This is a genomic window from Paenibacillus sp. FSL P2-0322 (assembly GCF_037975315.1).
GTDB lineage: Bacteria > Bacillota > Bacilli > Paenibacillales > Paenibacillaceae > Paenibacillus > Paenibacillus polymyxa_B.
Genome location: NZ_CP150243.1, coordinates 494,509 through 514,276 on the forward strand (window position 1 = coordinate 494,509; position 19,768 = coordinate 514,276).

Genomic DNA, 19,768 nt, shown 5'->3' on the forward strand with positions numbered 1-19,768 from the left:
AAATTCCTGCCTGATATATAGCAGTTTTGAAAAAAAATTGCGGATTAGCGTGTAATTATTCGAAGCCAGACGAAATGAGTGATATCATGATACATTGAAGTAATTATTTATATTTTTTTGAAAAGGATGATTATTATTATGAACCGGTTATCCAATACTGTTATGGTTGCCGCAGATATGACCAAATCGCGAATATTATGGATCGCCTTTGTCCTGGGTGCATTGAGTGCTTTCGGGCCGTTGTCCATAGATATGTATTTGCCGTCGCTGCCTACATTAGCCGACAATTTGCATACGACCACTTCGCTGGCGCAGCTTAGTTTAACCGCCTGTCTGTTGGGACTGGCCGTTGGCCAGATCGTTGCTGGTCCGCTTAGCGACGTAAGGGGTCGCAGAGGACCGCTGGTGATCTCGCTCATTCTGTACGCTGCTGCTTCGCTGTTATGTGTGTTTGCGCCGAATATCGGTATGCTCATTGTGCTTCGCTTTATTCAAGGGCTTACGGGGTCGGCGGGGATCGTGATTTCCAGAGCTGTAGCCCGTGATCTATACTCGGGCAAAGAGTTGACACGTTTTTTCTCACTACTTATGCTGGTGAACGGCGTGGCCCCCATCGCTGCACCAGTACTGGGCGGTGTCATTTTGAACTTTGTTTCCTGGCGTGGTGTATTCATGGTGCTTTGTGTAGTCGGCGTGGCTATGCTGATTGCCGTCGTATTGGGTTTGCCAGAAACGTTGCCAACTAACCGCCGCTCATCCGGTGGCTTGAAGCAGACGCTAGGAACACTCGGTCACTTGTTTGCCGATCGACGCTTTATGGGCTATGCCTTCTCACAGGCGCTGATTACAGGAGCGATGTTCGCGTATATCGCTGGCTCACCATTCGTGCTTCAGGATATTTTCGGGGTTTCTCCTCAGACGTATAGCATCATTTTTGCAGTGAATGGTTTGGGGATTGTACTGTTTTCGCAGTTGACGGGTAGACTCGTGGGTCGCTTCAGCGAACGACAGTTACTCTTGTCGGGTCTGGTAATTGCGGCTGTAGCCGGAATTAGCTTGCTTACTGTAGCCTTTGCCGGAGGCCAATTGTTTGCTGTTTTAGTTCCTCTGTTTTTTGTCGTTTCCTGCGTAGGGATTGTGAGTACAACGACGACTTCATTGGCAATGCAGAGTCAACAGCGCTCCGCAGGCAGTGCGTCCGCCATGCTTGGTTTGTTGCCTCTATTGCTTGGCTCCATCGCTTCACCGCTAGTAGGCTTGGGGAGTGGAACAACCCCCGTACCGATGGCGGTCGTTATAGCTATAGCCGAGGTTGGTGCGCTATTAAGCTTTGTCGTACTTGCTAAGGAAGCACGCGCGAAGGCTTAAAATAGGGCGAAAAAGTGACATTTTTCTGGAATGTTGACATACCCCACGGGGGTATATTATGATAGGGATATAACAAATGCATAAATGCATATATACACCACACAGGAGGCTGATGTATGGCTGAGGAGCAACCTGTTTCCCACACTGAAGTCCATGAGAATCACTGTGGAACAGACGGGGAAAAGACAGTTAGAAAAAGTCATCATTCGGCAGAGTTCAAGAACAGCCTCGTATCCCGGTTGAACCGTATTGAAGGTCAGGTTCGCGGAATTAAGGGCTTGATTGAGAAGGATACCTACTGTGACGATGTACTGAACCAGATTGCGGCTGTCCAGTCCGCGCTGAATGGTGTTGGTAAGCTGCTGCTGGAAGGGCATATGAAAAGCTGTGTCATTGAGCGCATGCAGGCAGGAGAGCAGGAAGTGATTGACGAGCTGCTGGTTACGGTCAAGAAGCTAATCCGCTAAAAGTAATACCCATACACATAATCGGGTGCATAAAGTACCCCCTGAGGAGGAAAAGAAAATGGCACAAGTTACATTGAACGTAGAAGGCATGAGCTGCAATCATTGCGTGAAAGCAGTAGAAGGGGCTTTGGAGAAAGTTGGCGCTACCGGCAAGGTCAGCCTCGAAACGAAGCAAGTGAATGTAGAATATGACGAGTCCAAGCTGAACGTTGAGGCTCTGAAAACAGCCATTGAAGACCAGGGCTATGATGTTGTTTAAGCTGAAGATGCTTTATGTGTGAACAGACTTGTTTCGAAGGAGAAGCTTCCATATTAGAAGCTTTTTCTTTTTGGATATGATATACCCCACTGGGGTATAGGAGGAGGGTTATCATGGAAAACCGTGCGACCGACGGTGACAAGCAGACAACGCTTCATATTACGGGGATGTCCTGTGCCGCCTGCGCAAGCCGTATTGAGAAAGGTTTAAATCGAATAGATGGTGTGGCACAGGCTAATGTGAATTTGGCTTTGGAGCAGGCGTCGATATCCTATGATCCCAAGCAGGTGGAGATCCCTGAGTTTCGCGATAAAATTGCTTCTCTTGGGTTTGGAACTGTAAGTGAAGAAGCCAATCTGAATGTGACGGGCATGACTTGCGCGGCCTGTGCAACCCGGATTGAAAAGGGATTGAATCGGATGCCTGGTGTAACAGGTGCCACGGTAAATTTGGCGATGGAAACAGCTCATGTGGAATATGCAGCTGGGAGTATTGCGGTTGGTGATCTGGTGAGCAAGATTGAACAGCTAGGCTACGGAGCGATTCCGCAGAGCGCTGAGGACAATATTGCGGATGTGCGCAGTAAGGATATCCATCGTAAAAAATGGAAGTGGATTGTGTCTGCAGTGCTGTCATTTCCGTTGTTGTGGGCAATGGTGGCTCATTTTTCCTTTACATCATGGATTTATGTGCCAGAACTGTTCTTGAATCCATGGTTCCAACTAGTGCTGACAACGCCGATTCAGTTCGTCATTGGTTGGCAGTTTTATGTGGGCGCGTACAAAGCGCTTCGTAACGGCAGTTCGAATATGGATGTGTTAGTTGCACTGGGTACATCTGCGGCTTATTTTTACAGCTTGTACCTTACTCTGCGTCCGTCTGATGTCATGGAGGGAATGGCGGGAATGCCTGTCATGACCATGCCAGAGCTGTATTACGAGACAAGCGCGGTGCTAATTACGCTTATTTTGGTTGGTAAATGGTTCGAAGCGGTAGCCAAAGGGCGTTCGTCCGAGGCGATCAAGAGCCTGATGAGTCTACAGGCAACGACGGCACGTGTAGTACGTGATGGACAAGAGCTTGATATACCGATCGAACAGGTACGTGTGAAGGATATCTTTATTGTACGACCCGGCGAGAAAATTCCTGTCGATGGTGTGGTCGTGGACGGACGTTCGGCAGTGGACGAATCCATGTTAAGTGGTGAGAGTCTTCCGGTTGAAAAAGAAGCAGGTTCCGCAGTTACAGGGGCGACGCTCAATAAAAACGGGGTACTACGTATCCAGGCTGAGCGTGTGGGTGGTGATACGGCGTTGGCCCGTATTATTAAGGTCGTGGAAGATGCGCAAAACTCCAAGGCTCCGATTCAGCGGATTGCGGATCAGATTTCCGGTATTTTTGTCCCCATTGTTGTTGTTATCGCTGTGTTGGCCTTTATCGTCTGGTTTTTCCTTGTGACGCCGACTGATTTTGCAGGCTCACTGGAGAAAATGATTGCAGTTCTCGTCATTGCTTGCCCTTGTGCGCTCGGATTGGCAACCCCAACGTCTATTATGGCAGGATCGGGACGTGCCGCTGAATACGGTATTCTGTTCAAGGGCGGCGAGCATTTGGAGATGACCCGTTCAGTCAACGCAGTGGTGTTGGATAAGACAGGTACAGTTACGAATGGCAAGCCAGAGCTGACGGATGTTATGGTTGGAGCAAGCGGCTTGGCTGAAAAGGATTTGCTGCGTTTGCTCGGTGCGGCAGAAAAAAGCTCGGAGCATCCGCTGGCGGAAGCCATTGTAAAGGGGATTGCAGATCGAGGCATTGAGCTAGTAGGACCGACAGATTTTGAAAATATTCCGGGTTATGGTGTGAAGGCGTATGTGGAAGGTAAGCAGGTATTGGCGGGTACACGCCGATTGATGAGCAGGGAAGGCATCGCGATAGATGACTCAGCTGAGCAGCATATGAATGAGCTGGAAAGCGCAGGGAAAACCGCGATGCTTGTTGCTGTGGATGGTGCCTATGCTGGATTGGTGGCCGTGGCGGATACGATTAAAGAAACGTCACGGGAGGCAGTTACCCGTCTGCGCGCGATGAACATTGAAGTGATCATGATTACGGGTGACAATGAACGGACTGCGCGGGCTGTTGCCGCCGAGGCTGGAATTGAACGAGTGCTGGCGGAGGTGCTGCCTGAAGGAAAGGCTGAAGAAGTGAAACGGCTTCAGGAGCAGGGCATGATCGTAGCTATGGTTGGGGATGGTATTAACGATGCGCCTGCGCTGGCTACTGCTAATATTGGGATGGCGATGGGCACGGGAACGGATGTGGCAATGGAGGCGGCGGATATTACCCTCATGCGTGGCAACCTGAACAGCATTCCTGATGCGATCGAAATGAGCCGCCGGACCATGACAAACATACGGCAAAATCTGTTTTGGGCGCTCGGTTATAACGTGATCGGTATTCCGATTGCCGCTTTGGGCTTCCTTGCCCCATGGTTGGCGGGAGCAGCCATGGCATTTAGCTCTGTTTCGGTCGTGCTGAATGCACTGCGTCTCCAACGGGTGAAGCTGTAAATGTATGGATGTATTAGCAGGATAGCGTACTGTCGGACATCTGTTGCGAGATAAAGTTATTATCAGAGTATAGAGCAAGTACGCACAATTGGTTTTCTGCGTGCTTGCTTTTTGTTGCGTTTGTTTTTTTAAACCATTCAACTTTCATCACGTTAGGTTGCTTATCATTCGCGAAAGTTCCATAATATTTGTAGGAGTGCCATGCAAGCATGCAAGAACTTCTTCGTATACTCACAGGCTTGAAGTAGATAAAGAGCTTATATTATGGATTAGGAGTGAAGCAGTCATGAATGATACGATTTCCTTGTTGATGAACCACCGGTCTGTGCGAAAATTCAAGTCAGACCCCATTACCGACGAGCAGCTCGCAGCTATTGTGGCAGCTGGCCAAATGGCTTCCTCGTCCAGTAATGTGCAGGCATATACCGTTATTGCCGTTACCGAGCCTTCTTTAAAAACAAAACTGGCCGAGTTGGCAGGAGGACAGGCTTACGTTGAGCAATGCCCCGCGTTTCTGGTATGGTGCGCAGATCTATACCGTCTGAAGCAGGTCACACTACACCATCAGCCAGGTCAGCCTTCCTATGAAGGTTCCGTTGAAAATTATACGGTTGCGACCATTGATGCCGCGTTAGCCGCACAAAATGCAGCGGTAGCCGCTGAATCACTGGGCCTGGGCGTCGTCTACATCGGCGGCATTCGTACTAAAATAGCAGAGGTATCTGAGTTGTTAGGGTTGCCAGAGCTGGTGTATCCAGTGTTCGGTATGTGTATTGGTGTACCGGATCAGGAAACGGGCTTGCGTCCACGTCTTCCACTGTCCGGTGTTTTGCATATGAACGGTTACGACAAAAATCAGACGATGAAAGCTGTAGAGGTATACGATCACACATCAGCGGAATATTTGAAGGAACGTACAGGCGGTCAACGCTCTACGCCATGGTCTGAGCAAATGGCTGCGAGACTGACCGAGCCAGCGCGCTTGCAGTTGAAGCCATTTTTGGAACAGAAGGGTTTCTTGAAGCAATAAAAGCTGAGTGGCGACAAAAAACTCTGCAAAATACAAGAACCTCCTTATTTACGCATGATGAAGTCCCGCGTAAATAAGGAGGTTCTTTGCTTTGGTTGCATGTTGTGGTTGTAAACCTTCCAGTCAGTAAATAGCTGGTATGCCTTTATCAATCAGATAGTGAGTAAAAGCGTCTCGTATTTTCATAAAATAATTGACGGACGGCAGATTCATCTTGATGGGTCAGTTTGCTGTACGCACGAATGACGTCGGCAGTCATCCGGGGATGTGTCTCTTGTCCAGTAAAAGGTCCCTCGAACGGCCAAGGACCATCTGTCTCTGCCATGATCTGATCAGACGGATACTGTCTTGCCAAACTGCGGATCTCTTCTTCGTACAAGAGATCCGGTGTGAAGGAGACATAATAGCCGTTCCGGGCCATACGTTCGATCGTGGCGGTAGAGCCCTTGAACCAGTGAAAATGCGCCTGTGTGATGCCATGACGTTCCAAAAGGTCACAGGCGATGTCTGCGTCCTCATAAACGGCGTGCAGGACAATGGGCTTGTTATGCTTGCTTGCAAACTGGATAAAGCGCTCTAGTAGCACTATGTAGGGAGCGAGGTCAAAAGGTGAACCGCTCTGTGAGGCTTCCAGCCGATTGTAATAGGGCAAGCCGACTTCACCCACGGCGACCATCTGCTGTACATGTTCGTCCATCCAGTTGAACAAGAGTTCAAGCTCAGCTTGCGGTGGAAGAGCCTGTTCGGGATGAAAGCCAAAGGCTGGTCGTACCAGCCCGGGGTAACGCTTGGCTAACTGCAGATTGGCTCGGCTGGAGCCCAGATGCATCGACACGGCTATCACGGCTTGGACGCTGCTATTGGCAAGTGAAGCGAGCAATAATTCCTGTTGTTCGGGCGGGTAGCTGTCTACATGAATATGCGCGTCGATCAATGGAGCGGGTCCAATTGCGGTCAAATCCAAGCCTGGCTTTGTTTGGCTGTTCCATTTCAATGCACATCGAACTTTTACGTCACTCATGTCGATTCAATCCATCTTCTGGGATATTCTTGTGGACGCTCTGAGCATTGTCCATGTCGCCGTCCAGTTTATGTTTTTCCTCGCGCATCCAGCTGGTCATGGTCCGCTTCCATTCAATAAAGAGCGGATCGAGGGTGATTTCTTCCCTACGCGGGCGGGGAAAAGGGACATCTACGACATGCACCACTGAAGCAGGTCGCGCCGACAGCACATAGATGCGGTCGGAGAGCAGCAACGCTTCTTCAATGCTGTGGGTAATAAACAGCACAGAACGGCGGTTCTTTTCCCACATCCGTAATAACCATTGCTGCATGTCTGCACGTGTCAGCGCATCGAGTGCGCTGAACGGCTCATCCAGCAGCATTAATTCCTGTGGGCTGAGCAGTGCGCGAAGAAAGGCTGCGCGCTGTTGCATTCCACCAGACAGCGTATGTGGATACGCCTTGGCGAATTTACCAAGTCCAACCTGTTCGAGCCATTGCAAGGCTTCTTTGCGACGCTCGCGTTCACTGGCGTACTGAGGGGGTACTGCTGTATTTTTACGTGGAGCATTTTCCTGCCCAAGCAGTACGTTGTCCAGCGTGGTACGCCACGGGAAAAGGGCGGGCTGCTGCGGCATATAGCTGATATGCCCACGTTCACCAGTCATGTCCCGTCCGTGCATACGGATACGTCCCTGCTGTGGTTTGAGTAGCCCGCCGATGATGTGAAACAGCGTGCTTTTGCCGCTGCCTGACGGACCGATGAGGGAAACGAATTCTCCTGGCTTGACTGTGAGGGATACATCCTGCAGTACGGGCAGTAGGCTTCGCTTTTCGCGGAAGGCGAGGCTGATCCCGTCCAATTCCAAAGCAGGAGGAGCGGTTGAAGGACTCTGCTGTTCCCCGGTTCGTTGTTCATTAGCCACGTTGTATGATGATAAGTCAGTCGGATGCAGACTCATACGCGCCACGTCCTTTCTTTGCTGTATGTAATTCAAGGAGGAAGCTACTCTCGATCGGGTTTCCAGCGAACCAGCCATTTCTCCAGTAGTAAAATAACCACAAACATGAGTAAGCTGAGTGCAACAATAATGCCGATGGCGGCAAAAATGAGGTCCGTGCGATAGGCCGATTTTTGCAGCAGCATATAATATCCAATTCCTTCACTAGCTCCGATCCATTCCGCAATGATCGCACCCATCACACTATAGGTAGCAGCAATTTTAACGCCAGAAAAGACTTGCGGCAGGGAATGTGGCAGCTCCAGCTTCATAAAAATAGCCATGCGGCTTGCACCCGACATCCGCATATAGTTCATCATCGTACGGTCTGTTCGAGTCAGCCCGTCCATGGCTGCTACAGCCACGGGGAAAAAGCATACTAGGGTAATGACCATCAGCTTGGGCAGCACGCCAAAACCAAACCACACCATGAGCAGCGGTCCCAGGGCGATGATTGGAATGTTTTGGCTCAGAATAAGCAGCGGATACAGGGCGGATTTGAGAAAAGGGATTGTATGAAGAACGATGGCGATCAACAGTCCCGTTGCTGTCCCTATCGCGAATCCCGCAAGTGTCAGACGAATCGTAGCCCATGTATGGGCACCAAGCAGCGCCGTCTGGGCCATGCCCTCTTGTACGATGAGGGATGGAGCAGGCAGCAGCCAGGATTCAACATGCAAATAGGAAACCGCCCCCTGCCAGGCCGCTAAAAAGAAGAGGACCGCCACAAAGGGCGGCCATACGCTTTTCCACCAGGATGCGTTCTTGCCTTTCGGATTCATGGGCGATATTTCTCGGTCAGCTTGTTCATGCTGATGCCTTGTGGGTTATGTGCGATTTTGATCTGTGAAATGACGCTGGGACTGCCCGCTTCCGTCAAAGCCTCGTGCATTTCTTTAACCACTTTCAGCAACTCGTCGAGCTCGCCCTCCATGGTCGTATCCAATGGATTCACCTGATGTTTGACACCGGAGCGCTGAATGACCTCAATCGCCTTATCTACATACGGGTAAGAGTCCTCGTTATTAGGAGTTTTAGGGATTACTTGAATACTGAGCAGTGTGTTAGCCATGCAAATTCACCTGTCCTTTATTTGGAGTGTTATTAAAAAAATATGGTGGTTTAAGGCGGGGAGACCGCTTCGCGTTTCATTTGATCTTACGATCGCTGCGCTTCTCCAGATTCAAATGAACCACTACGCTGCCAACCGCCTTAAAAACACCCTATTTTTAAAGCTGGTTTGTGTGGCATTTTTAACACACAAGCGCACCTACTTAGCGCTTAGATAATATGAGAAACTAAAGAATAAACCAAGTGGAACGAGAACGAAGTGGGCGGAATGGTGCTGTACAAGCGTTAACATTCGCCTTTGTACCCAGATTTCAACCTCTGGATATTTATAAAAGAAATCTGGGTACAGCAGCGATGGGAAGCACCATCCGACTGCGTAGTGGCGCTTCGTTCACTTCTCTAGTTCAGTCTTATTTAGCGTTTTAACAAATGATCAACGCTTGGGCAGGAAACCGTTTGTGAAGGCTTTATCGACTTCCAAAGGCTTGCTGAGCAGCTTGCGTTCGTACATCCAGTCCGAATAGTTTTGCCATACCTCCGGTTTTTGCACACCCCATTGCGCGGCATCGTCCTGATAACGCGGGCTTAGCCATTTTTGGCTGGCAAGTACCAGTTTTTTATCCAGCTCCGGTACAGCTTTGCTTAAGATGTCTGCGGCTTCTTCCGGATGAGCGATAGTGTATTCATAGCCTTGTGCGGTAGCGTCCATGAACGCTTTGACCAGCTCGGGATCATTTTTTATTGTCTGTTCGTTGCTCACAATTACAGGTGTATAGTAATCGAGGCTTTTGGAATAATCTTTTACATACAGCATATCCAATGGCTCACCTCGAAGCTGGGCCTCGATTCCGGTCCATGCGTAGAAAATCCAGGCAAAGTCGATATCCCGCTTCACGGCTGTAAAATAGTCTGCATTGCCCATGTTGATGATCTTCACTTTGCTCACATCGCCTTTGTCTGAATCCATGATGGATTTCATGACCGCTTCTTCTACGGGAGAGCCCCAACCGCCGTATTTTTTACCTTCAAAATCTTTCGGGCTCTTAATTCCACGATCTACCGGGGCTGCGAAGCCTGAGGTATTATGCTGAATCACCGCAGCGATGGATACAAGCGGCACGCCTTGCGTACGAGCCTGTGTGACGCCTTCTTGGTAGCTGATACCAAAAGGTGCAGCATTAGAAGCAACCATTTGATCAGCTCCGCCTGAACCAGGTTGAACAATTTGGACATTCAAACCCGCTTTTTCGTAAAATCCTTTGTCCTTAGCGACATAGAGTCCCGTATGATTCGTATTGGGTGTCCAGTCGAGCACGACTTTAACATCTTTGAGCCCCTTTGCCGGAGTAGACGTTTGAGTGTCGGTAGCGGGAGCCGCTTCTTGGGATGTGGGGGGACTTCCACCGCAAGCGGTCAGGGTCAGGGCCATGAGCCACAGACTGATCAGTCCCAGGCTTAATATTTTCATGCGCTTCATCGTTGTGTTCTCTCCTTTAATTACCCGTTATCCGTCCAATCAGACAGCTTAAGTTCCCCATTTTCTAAAAATAACATCTGCCGGATGCGATCTTTCCAACAACTTAATCTTCAACAAAAAAAGCGCCCCGAGTTTCCGGGACGCTTGCGCTTGTATATACCAAAGTAAGGGATGGTCCTATGTAAAAAAGGCACATCTTGCTTAAGCATTCCTACGCTGGCATTACCCAGATCAGGTTGTAAGGGTCAGTGTCTTGGGACACACTCTCAGCCGGCCGATTCCAGCACCCCTGGCATTGTATGGTTTAATGGGTTCATTTATTCGGGTTTACTACGACGATTATATGCCTTGAATGCGGGTCTGTCCAGCATGAAGGGAGAGGTGACGGTTCATTTGCCGAACGACAGGGTACACTTTTACTGTGAGCTTTGATCTGAAAATGAGCATGAATCAATTCGATTCGATCCGGTCATGTTATTTTCAGAACAGCTACGCAAGTAGGTTCAGATGGGCTGGTGCCCAATGGCGTGGCCGTAGAGAATTCTAATTCGTGAAAAGGAGTTGTTGTACTGTGGGTAAAACGGAAACATTGGATCGCAACCAACTGGAACAAGCCATTGTGAAGGCTTTGGATAACAACAAATTTTGCTCGTTAGGTACGGTAGAGGGTGGCAAACCGAAAGTACGCTATATGGCCCTTTTTAACGATGGAATGAACATTCATCTGGCGACAGATCGCAAAACTCATAAAGTGGATGAGCTAAAGGACAATCCGAATGCTTATCTGCTGCTGGGTTATGAAGTTGGCGGTACGAAGGAAGTCGTAGAAGTGGAGGCTACCGTCCAGATCACAGCTGATGAGGGGCTGCGCAAACAAGTGTGGAACGATTCCTTGAAGGAATGGTTTTCCGGACCGGATGATCCCGATTATGTCATTCTGGACGTGAATCCGACACGCATTGAGTATGTGGGTCAGCAAACTGAGCGCCAAGTGTGGAATAAATAATAAGAATATAAATGGACAAACCAGTAAATCTCCGAGTTTTTTAGGAGGTTTGCTGGTTTTTATTTTTGAGAAAATTAATTATTTTTTCATAAATAATTTAAGTAAATGACTACTCTTTTATCTGGCGTTGGATTAAAATAGAAATGGTGGGTTCAAGGCTTACATATATGTGCAAAAGTATGTATATGAGGCATACACCTTAATGAGGAGGGGTATATTTTGTTATTTCGTAAAAATTGGTTTAAAGGGTTTACAGCAGCAGTTGTGGCTTGTAGCATGCTGGTGTTTTCGGCCGCTCCATCCTGGGCAGCTAGCGATTCTCGCGATAGCGCTACGGTGAATTTGCGGATCATGGAAACAACGGATATTCATGCGTCGCTGATGAACTATGATTACTATTCAGACAAAGAAACCAACGAATATGGCTTGATTAGCACAGCTGGTTTAATCCAACAGGCGCGTAGTGAAACAAGAAACAGCATGCTGTTCGATAACGGTGATTTGTTACAGGGCAATCCATTAGGCGATTATATGGCCAGAAACAAAACCTATGAAAAAGAAGGCGGTGTCCATCCAGTCTACAAGATGATGAACTTGATGGGCTATGATGCGGCGACAGTGGGTAACCACGAATTCAACTACGGTCTCGATTTTCTGGAGAAATCGCTCAAGGGAGCCGATTTTCCTTACGTAAATGCGAATGTTTATGTTGACAAGGGGGGGCAAGCTACTAAAAATTATTTTACCCCTTATCGAATTCTTGATAAAACGGTAACGGACGAGAAGGGCCAAGAGCACATCCTTAGAGTGGGCGTCATCGGTTTGGTCACACCACAAATTATGCAGTGGGATGAAGCCAATTTGAAGGATAAAGTCGTTACGAAGGATATTGTGGAAACGGCGAAAAAGTTTATTCCTCAAATGAAGACGGAAGGTGCTGACATTATTGTCGTGCTTGCGCACACAGGTTATGAGGATGTGCCGCAAACGCCAATGATGGAGAATGCCGTTAAATATTTAAGCCAGGTGGACGGAATTAACGCTATTTTGTTTGGGCATGCTCATAAATCTTTCCCCGGCCCTGATTTTAAAGAAATGAAGGGTGTAGATCTAGATAAAGGAACCATTAACGGCGTACCGGCTGTGGAAGCTTCCTCATGGGGCAAGGATCTGGGTATTATTGACCTGAGCCTGGAAAAGAGAAACCGCGAGTGGAACGTAACTAACTCTCAGTCTGAAGTACGTCCGGTTGTGAGTACCACTAACCAGGCTGTGCAGTTTACTCCTGACTACAAACTGACAGATTCGATCAAGGAAGAGCATCAAGGAACGCTGGATTATGTTCGCCAACCTGTTGGAACAACGACTGCACCGATTAACAGTTATTTTGCATTAGTGCAGGATGACCCTTCCATTCAAATTGTGACGAATGCACAGAAATGGTATGTTCAAAACCATCTTAAAGGGACCGAATACGAAAATCTTCCCGTATTGTCGGCAGGCGCTCCATTCAAGGCCGGTGGTCGAAACGGAGCCGAGTATTACACCAACATTCCTGAAGGTACGATAGCGATTAAAAACGTGTCCGACCTGTATGTGTATCCGAACACGGTTCATGCTGTAGAAGTGACCGGTGCTGAAATTCAGGAATGGCTGGAGTGGTCTGCAGGTCAGTTCAACCGCATTGATCCAAAGCAAACTGAGGAGCAATCGCTGATCAACAAAGATTTCCCAACCTACAATTTTGATGTCATTGACGGTGTGAATTACCAGATTGATGTAACTCAGCCTGCACGATATGATGCCAAGGGAACTATTATTGATTCTTCAGCTCATCGTATCAAGGATCTGCAATACAATGGGAAGGCTATTGATCCTGTGCAGAAATTTATCGTAGCTACCAATAACTATCGTGCTTCCTCATCCAAACTGGCTAACCCAGATGGCAAACGAATTGTGATGGCAGCACCGGATGAAAGTCGCCAGGTCATTATTGACTATATCCGTACGAACGGAACGATTAATCCATCGGCGGACGGCAATTGGTCTATTGCTCCTTTTGGTCAGGCAAAGGTTACTTTCGAGTCCTCTCCTGATGCCAAAGACGTGCTGGCAGGAAATCAACAAATTTCATACTTGAGCAGCGCGGCAGACGGCTTTGCCAAATACAGCTTAAAAGCTGGCGCTAAGCCTAGTGCAGCAACCACTCCTGTAAAGGAAGCTGTGGCTCCCGCGAAAGCAACAGCAAAACCAGCTGTTAAAACGACCAAACCTGCAGCTGTTAAACCAGCTAAAACAACGAAGCCGAAGGCGTCCAAATAACTTCGGATTTTAGTTTCCACTCAATATCAGAATGAAGCAGCAAGTCTCTTTAACCAAGAGATTTGCTGCTTTTTTTGATGCCAAAAACAGCAGCCCCGAATTTATCATGATTGCAAAAAGTTTTCTGATTTTTGTCGAATATATACTTAAGTCCTAAGTTGTCGTTAAGAATAAGCTACTTTTTTGTAAAAACACGTAATTATATAGTGCTTTTGTTCTAGTTATTTGTGATATAATGGTGAAAAAACCGGAAAATTGTTCCGAGGAGGACCATTATGACATGCAGCAATTGCAGCATCATATTACCTATTAAGGATCAAGGATTGCTCAGAATTAGGCATTCCAGGGTGTCGCTTACTCCAGCATTAGATGGTTTGGGTATGCTATCGGAACAACTGAAGCAGGAACATGGACGTGAGGGCAGCATAGAGTTTCGCTTTGACAGCCGTTCAGAGCTGGAACAGTTGGTTAACGGACTGGCTCATCTGCCGCAGGAATACCTGAACCATATGCAAGTTGTGGTAACGGGCTTGCATTATATCGAAGGATATGAGGACTGGCTTTTATTTAGTCAATTGCAAGCCAGACTGCAACATCCAGATATCGTGAGTATTATTAAGGATCAAAGTTTTTCCAGCCATATGCAGCCTATTGTTGATCACAAGCTGGATATTATCGGGTTTGAGTTTTTGCTGCGTCCGTCACATGCAGAGAGACCTTTTCAGCCTTTCCGGCTGTTTGAAATCGCCCGTGAAGCTGGCTTGCATGCTCATCTGGATCGCTCGGCTCGTATTTCCGCTATTGAAAAAAGTGCAACATGCCTTCCGGCGGGAATTAAACGTTTTATTAACTTTCTCCCTTCCACCATTTATAATCCGGCTTATTGCTTGAATCACACCTTTGAGACGATTGATCGGTTATCCATGAGTACGAAGGATTTTGTATTTGAGGTCGTAGAAACGGAAGAGATAGACGACCTTAATTTTTTGCATCATATCTTTGATCAATATCGCAATCGAGGAGTTTCGGTTGCCCTGGACGATGTGGGGGCAGGTTATTCTACGACAGAGCTTATGAATTGCCTTCAGCCGGATTATGTTAAAATTGACCGCAGTATAATTGACGGCTGTCATAGTAACAGTGATCAGAAGCGGCAAATTACAGGGATTGTAGAATCGGCTTTTCGTTTTGGAGGCCAAGTGTTGGCTGAAGGCGTAGAGCAGATGGAGGATTTTGAATTTTGTCGTGAAGCAGGTGTGTCACTGGCTCAGGGTTATTTGTTTGGCAAGCCGGAGCCTGGTCCGCCCTCCAATTTTATGCTTAGTAGCGTAATATAGTCAGGAACAAATTTAAGTAGACGTAGTTTATAAAAATTGGAGCTTAAATAAGGCTGTGGCATAAGCAAATTCCAATTCTATTGGACAGCGCTTTATCACCATTAATGTAAAAAACGCGAGTTGCAGAGGTTATTTCACCCCTGCAACTCGCGTTTTTTGGTCTGCTTGCCCACCTGAGTAAGTTCTGGACAAGCGAAGCCACTTAGTCTCCAATTTTACTTGGTAAGGAACGTTAAAAGCCCGGAGGCAGTTTACGACCGTTTTTATTTTTAAAGTAAAGATTGACGTCTTGAAGACAATTGGATACAGTGTATTGTATAAGAAACAGTGTTTCTTTCGTAATACACCGTATCCATACTAGGTAAAAAGTTTAACATTACAGGGAGGACAACCAAAATGAAAGCAGTGCAACTGAAAGACGGTTTTGGCTTTGAAGAGTTAACCTTGACGGAACTTGACATACCGGTGCCGGGACGGCTGGAAGTTCTGATCCGCATAAGGGCAGCGTCCCTGAATTACCGGGATTTGGTGATTATCAACGGGCTAATGCCGATCGGCATTCAATTTCCCTTCATTCCGTTATCCGATGGAGCGGGTGAAATTGTAGCTGTGGGCGAAGGGGTGACAAAATTTCAGATTGGACAAAGGGTAGCGGCAAATTTACAACAGAAATTCATTGGCGGGAGCACGAGAGCGGAGGTCTTAAAGGACAGTCTGGGAGGCCCGCTCAGTGGAGTGGCGTCTGAATATATCGTTCTGCATGAAGAAGGGGTCGTCGCCATTCCGGATCACCTTTCTTGGGAGGAGGCTTCCACCTTGCCGATTGCAGCATTAACCGCATGGAGCATGCTGATGGAATCCGGTGGGCTGCGAGCGGGGGATACGGTACTCTTGCAAGGAACAGGCGGTGTTTCCATCTTTGGGCTTCAATTTTCTCTGATGGCGGGAGCAAGGGTAATTATCACATCGAGCAGCAATGACAAGCTGGAACGGGCAAAGGATCTCGGCGCATGGCAGACAATCAACTATTCGGAAGTTCCCGAGTGGGATAAGGTGGTTCTGGAGCTGACAGACGGCGGAGTCGACCATGTCCTGGATGTAGGGGGAGCGGCAACAATGGCGCAATCCATCAATGCACTTCGTACCGGAGGGACTGTGAACATGGTCGGCTTCTTATCGGGCTTGACTATTCCTGAGTTTGATGTCACCAGCATTTTGCAGAAGGCTGCGACGATTCGCGGCAGCCAAGTCGGTAACCGGGAACATTTCGAAAACATGAATCGTGCCATTTCCCGCCATCGTTTACATCCTGTCATTGACCGGGTATTCCCGCTCAGCCGAATCGGCGAAGCCTTCGCACTTTTGGCTGAAGGAAAACAGTATTTCGGTAAAATCGTCGTTCAATTATAAATATTATTCACATCACATAGGAGGCACTCTAATGCCCAGTAAACCCGATTTATCTGCCAAAGATTCTCAAGGAAGAAAGACTAAGAAACCGCGTAAATGGGTACGCAGAACCGGATTATCGCTGTTGGCGGTAATCCTTCTGGGAGTGGTTATTTTTATGCTCATCCCTTCCCCTGTCCAGCCTGCAAAATGGCTTGCACCTTCGGCCCCCTCTTTTGAACAAGCGGGTCCATGGCAACAAAACAACAAACTCAGCTCCGCAGAGCTTGTTACAATTGCCCCTAAGTTTCCCGAATTTATCACCTTTGACAAGGAAGGAAATTTATATACGGGAGACTCCGACGGGAAAATTTATAAGGTTGCCTTTGATACAAAGGGCAATCCGCAAAAGGCCCAGCTATATGCAGATACCAAAGGAACGCCCAATGGACTTATGTTTGACGCAAGTGGAAATCTGATCGTTACGGATGTTAAGAAGGGGCTGCTGTCGGTAGATCCTTCCGGAAACGTGACGGTGTTGGCCAATCAAGTCGACGGCACACCGATCTATTTGGCCAACGAGCTGGATATTGCCAAAGATGGTACCATTTATTTTTCTGACACCTCCAATTATGGCAGTGTAGTCTTCAAAGAAATCGCCGAGAACAAGCCACATGGACGTTTGCTGAAATATGATCCGGCGACCAAGCAGACGACAGTTCTGTTGGAAGGCCTTTATTTTGCGAACGGGGTTGCCTTGTCTGCGGACGAAGATTTTGTGCTTGTGGCAGAGTCGTATCACTACCAATTGACCCGATATTGGCTCAAAGGGCCGAAGAAGGGAACTTCGGATATTTTTGCGGATAATCTCGCCGGTTTTCCGGATAACATTACGCGTGATGATCAAGGCCATTTCTGGGTCGGTCTCTTCACAACACGTATTCCCTTTGTAGATCAGATGCATGGAAGCCCGTGGCTGGCTGGAATGATGGCCAAATTGCCTCAATCGCTGCTCAGCGGTGCAAGCGCACCTGTGAAGCATGGGCTTGCTATAGAGCTTAATCCGCAGGGTAAACTTATCGGAAGCTGGCATGATCCTGAAGGCTCGCTTTATGGGGTAACCACGGCTGTAAACCATGACGGATATTTATATATAGGTACAGCTCCTGGAGGCAGCCAGGGTGTTCATCGTGTGCTTTTAACCAAATAAGCTTGGGGAGGGTATAACATGATATTGGATGAATTGAGATTATCCTGGAAAGCGAAGGAAAGCCTTGCCGGGAAAGTAGCTTTGGTAACAGGCGCAAGCAGCGGCATTGGGGCATCGATTGCAAAAAAACTGGCAAAGCGAGGCGCGTATGTAGCTGTATTGGCACGCCGTCAGGAACGATTGGATGAATTGGTTCGCGACTTGCACCAAGAGGAATTGTACGAGGTCATGGCAATACCTGCCGATATCCAAAAAGCTGAAGACGTACAGCAGGCGGTCCACGCCATTCTTGAACGCTGGGGACGGCTTGACATTATCGTTGCCAATGCTGGCTTCGGGTATCGAAGCCCACTGGCAGAAGTGGAACTGGAAAGGTGGGAGGAGCTTTACAAGACGAATGTGCACGGTCTTGTTCTGACACTGAAGTACGGACTTCAGCCAATGAGGGAACAGGCCAAGGGGGATGTTGTCATTGTCTCCTCTATTGCAGCGAAGGAAGTGGTTGCCGGAGGAGGACTATACAGCGCTACCAAGTACGGCGTTAGTGCCATAGCCTCCGCATTGCGTTTGGAGACCAGTACGCAAGGAATTCGTGTAACTGCGATTCACCCCGGGGCGGTGGCGACGGAATTTTCGCAGGTGGCCGGATATCCCGAGCAGGAAATTCGGGCGTTTGCTTCGAGCGTTTTGCCGCTGCATCCCGATGATGTTGCAGAAGCTGCCCTTTATGCACTAGAGCAACCGGAGCATGTCAATATTCCAGAGTTGACCATTATGCCTTCGAGGCAGGTCCAGCGGTTCAAATAGAGCGATATTTATTCTGACACAAACCGGGTAACCGGGGATGGTCATCGCCGATGCCGGGTATGGCGGCGAAGAGGACTACGTGCCTTCGCTTGACCATAACCTGCTCAAATGGGTGAGCATGAACCAAAAAGCGCGAGCTACAGGGGGGAATAACCCTTGCACTCGCGCTTTTTTATACTAATGACGAAGCGTGACTGTCCAATAAAGTTTAAAACCAGCTTTGGGACAGCTCCATTTACTATAGAGCAGACCATATTCTGTGAAAATTTTGGCTCCACGTTCGCTCATTCAGTCATCGTGAGCACAGCTATAGTGTAATGACGTATAGCCCCAAGGGTGTGGTTGCGCTCCCTGCAACCATGAAGCTGAGATCATAGCTAGATCTGCCGGGAGGGACGCTGATATCAGCCAATCGGCATACCTTGGTATTATCTCGTAGCAGAGGGATACCATATACACGATCATCCACACGCACAGACCCGGCGAACGCGCCCCCACGTGGATTGGCATAGATTCGTACGATACGTACCTCGTCACTGTCATTAACGATGGGAATCGTCGCGTTGTATATGGTTCCGAATTGTCCGCGATTATCTAGCGCAGGCCCCAGCTCGCTGCGTGCCCCGGTAAACAGCAGATCGGCAGGAGTCTCGCCGTTCAGCTTTTTGGTGGCACACGCCCGGTAGTTGGCGCTTTGCCCGACCACGTACTCTGGCATCCGCGCATTCGTTTCGGAAAAGGACCACACCCCTCGTGGATGCGCCTGTGGTGGAGGTACGGGAGGAAGCGCATCCATATGAATCTGGCGCAGATCCGTCTGCGTATTCTTGCTGATCACGGTGCGAATCACATAATCCAGCGTACCGTGGCCTTCAGCAAATTCTACTGTGAGGTCATAGATGAATCCGGCCAGTGATCCTTCGGGCAGCTCAAATTCCTCCAGCAGGGCGGTGCCTTTGCCGAATTTATGACGGTCTGCTGGCTTCAGACGTTCCATCGTACCCGCCAAACAGCTTTTGGCAATAGACTGCCCGACATCTATAATCCAGTTGCCATCCTCAGGCACAATCTTAAGGGCACGTTCAATATGACGTACTTCTAGTTTAGCAGCGCTTCTGTTCTCTACGGTGATGCCCAGTTTAACAGCGCTGCCGATTTTGTTATAATGCCAGCCGAAAATGCGATGTTTGACTGTTCGGGTTGTCGTGCGAACCACGTCATGCCACAGGGTGGCTTGCTCGGTAGGTACCGTCACATGGGTAAGCGTCTCCGGGTTATCGCTAAGCATCAGGCGGCGTGTTCCCCCCTCAGTGGCTGACTCCACGTCCACATGGATGTTGGGCGGGATCACAGCAGTTTCCACAATCAGATCCTTTGGCTCCTTGGGTCGATGGTTCATGTAAATTCCTCCTTTTATTCAAAAGTGGCACCGCTTTGAGTACATGTATATGG

At 48.4% G+C, this 19,768-nt stretch carries 18 protein-coding genes and 1 riboswitch; of the genes, 12 read left to right on the plus strand and 6 right to left on the minus strand.

Annotated features, from left to right (window positions below):
• Positions 1-138: 138 nt before the first annotated feature.
• From MKY24_RS02235 to nfsA, 5 genes are all read left to right on the plus strand, one after another.
• Positions 139-1,368 carry a multidrug effflux MFS transporter gene (locus tag MKY24_RS02235; RefSeq protein ID WP_316243213.1) on the plus strand — a complete coding sequence of 410 codons (1,230 nt, stop codon included), beginning with the start codon at positions 139-141 and terminating at the stop codon, positions 1,366-1,368.
• Positions 1,369-1,484: 116 nt separating this feature from the next.
• Positions 1,485-1,835 carry a metal-sensitive transcriptional regulator gene (locus MKY24_RS02240; protein WP_013308456.1) on the plus strand — a complete coding sequence of 117 codons (351 nt, stop codon included), beginning with the start codon at positions 1,485-1,487 and terminating at the stop codon, positions 1,833-1,835.
• Positions 1,836-1,893: 58 nt separating this feature from the next.
• Positions 1,894-2,094 carry a copper ion binding protein gene (locus tag MKY24_RS02245; protein WP_013308457.1) on the plus strand — a complete coding sequence of 67 codons (201 nt, stop codon included), beginning with the start codon at positions 1,894-1,896 and terminating at the stop codon, positions 2,092-2,094.
• A gap of 113 nt (positions 2,095-2,207) precedes the next feature.
• A complete protein-coding gene (locus MKY24_RS02250) occupies positions 2,208-4,664 on the plus strand; it encodes a heavy metal translocating P-type ATPase (RefSeq protein WP_339201335.1) in 2,457 nt (818 codons plus the stop codon).
• Positions 4,665-4,950: 286 nt separating this feature from the next.
• On the plus strand, positions 4,951-5,694 hold the full coding sequence (nfsA, locus tag MKY24_RS02255) for an oxygen-insensitive NADPH nitroreductase (RefSeq protein ID WP_339201336.1): 744 nt from the start codon (positions 4,951-4,953) through the stop codon (positions 5,692-5,694).
• 148 nt (positions 5,695-5,842) lie between these two features.
• Here the strand turns inward: nfsA and MKY24_RS02260 are convergent, their stop codons facing one another.
• Genes MKY24_RS02260 through MKY24_RS02275 form a run of 4 tightly spaced genes read right to left on the minus strand, consistent with a single transcriptional unit; the run spans position 5,843 to position 8,769 of the window.
• The gene (locus tag MKY24_RS02260; protein WP_075153605.1) at positions 5,843-6,715 is read right to left on the minus strand and encodes a TatD family hydrolase; all 873 of its coding nucleotides are present in this window, start codon (positions 6,713-6,715) and stop codon (positions 5,843-5,845) included.
• Entirely contained in the window at positions 6,708-7,658 is a 951-nt protein-coding gene (locus tag MKY24_RS02265) for an ABC transporter ATP-binding protein (RefSeq protein ID WP_053326524.1), read from the minus strand. Before MKY24_RS02265 ends, MKY24_RS02260 begins: the two co-directional genes overlap by 8 nt.
• Before the next feature lie 44 nt (positions 7,659-7,702).
• Positions 7,703-8,479 carry an ABC transporter permease gene (locus MKY24_RS02270; RefSeq protein WP_075153606.1) on the minus strand — a complete coding sequence of 259 codons (777 nt, stop codon included), beginning with the start codon at positions 8,477-8,479 and terminating at the stop codon, positions 7,703-7,705.
• The gene (locus tag MKY24_RS02275; RefSeq protein ID WP_016818835.1) at positions 8,476-8,769 is read right to left on the minus strand and encodes an MTH1187 family thiamine-binding protein; all 294 of its coding nucleotides are present in this window, start codon (positions 8,767-8,769) and stop codon (positions 8,476-8,478) included. Before MKY24_RS02275 ends, MKY24_RS02270 begins: the two co-directional genes overlap by 4 nt.
• A 242-nt stretch (positions 8,770-9,011) precedes the next feature.
• On the opposite strand from MKY24_RS02275, the gene MKY24_RS02280 reads away from it, so the two are divergent.
• The gene (locus MKY24_RS02280; protein ID WP_144390571.1) at positions 9,012-9,194 is read left to right on the plus strand and encodes a hypothetical protein; all 183 of its coding nucleotides are present in this window, start codon (positions 9,012-9,014) and stop codon (positions 9,192-9,194) included.
• Positions 9,195-9,201: 7 nt separating this feature from the next.
• On the opposite strand, the gene MKY24_RS02285 is transcribed toward MKY24_RS02280, so the two are convergent.
• Positions 9,202-10,245, minus strand: a complete 1,044-nt coding sequence (locus tag MKY24_RS02285) for an ABC transporter substrate-binding protein (RefSeq protein ID WP_023986704.1) — start codon at positions 10,243-10,245, stop codon at positions 9,202-9,204.
• A gap of 191 nt (positions 10,246-10,436) precedes the next feature.
• A riboswitch (TPP riboswitch) is annotated at positions 10,437-10,546 on the minus strand.
• Positions 10,547-10,816: 270 nt separating this feature from the next.
• Here MKY24_RS02285 and MKY24_RS02290 point away from each other — a divergent pair.
• From MKY24_RS02290 to MKY24_RS02315, 6 genes are all read left to right on the plus strand, one after another.
• The gene (locus MKY24_RS02290; RefSeq protein WP_028541212.1) at positions 10,817-11,251 is read left to right on the plus strand and encodes a pyridoxamine 5'-phosphate oxidase family protein; all 435 of its coding nucleotides are present in this window, start codon (positions 10,817-10,819) and stop codon (positions 11,249-11,251) included.
• 219 nt (positions 11,252-11,470) lie between these two features.
• Positions 11,471-13,573, plus strand: coding sequence for a bifunctional 2',3'-cyclic-nucleotide 2'-phosphodiesterase/3'-nucleotidase (locus MKY24_RS02295; protein WP_339201338.1), 2,103 nt, complete (start codon positions 11,471-11,473; stop codon positions 13,571-13,573).
• A gap of 275 nt (positions 13,574-13,848) precedes the next feature.
• Positions 13,849-14,910, plus strand: a complete 1,062-nt coding sequence (locus tag MKY24_RS02300) for an EAL domain-containing protein (RefSeq protein ID WP_028541210.1) — start codon at positions 13,849-13,851, stop codon at positions 14,908-14,910.
• Positions 14,911-15,306: 396 nt separating this feature from the next.
• Entirely contained in the window at positions 15,307-16,320 is a 1,014-nt protein-coding gene (locus MKY24_RS02305; protein WP_023986708.1) for an NAD(P)-dependent alcohol dehydrogenase, read from the plus strand.
• A gap of 31 nt (positions 16,321-16,351) precedes the next feature.
• Positions 16,352-17,509 (plus strand): SMP-30/gluconolactonase/LRE family protein, encoded by a 1,158-nt coding sequence (locus MKY24_RS02310; RefSeq protein ID WP_053324490.1) that lies wholly within the window; start codon positions 16,352-16,354, stop codon positions 17,507-17,509.
• 18 nt (positions 17,510-17,527) lie between these two features.
• Positions 17,528-18,316 (plus strand): SDR family oxidoreductase, encoded by a 789-nt coding sequence (locus MKY24_RS02315; protein WP_028541208.1) that lies wholly within the window; start codon positions 17,528-17,530, stop codon positions 18,314-18,316.
• A gap of 307 nt (positions 18,317-18,623) precedes the next feature.
• On the opposite strand, the gene MKY24_RS02320 is transcribed toward MKY24_RS02315, so the two are convergent.
• Entirely contained in the window at positions 18,624-19,715 is a 1,092-nt protein-coding gene (locus MKY24_RS02320) for a hypothetical protein (RefSeq protein ID WP_339201340.1), read from the minus strand.
• Between the last annotated feature and the right edge of the window lie 53 nt (positions 19,716-19,768).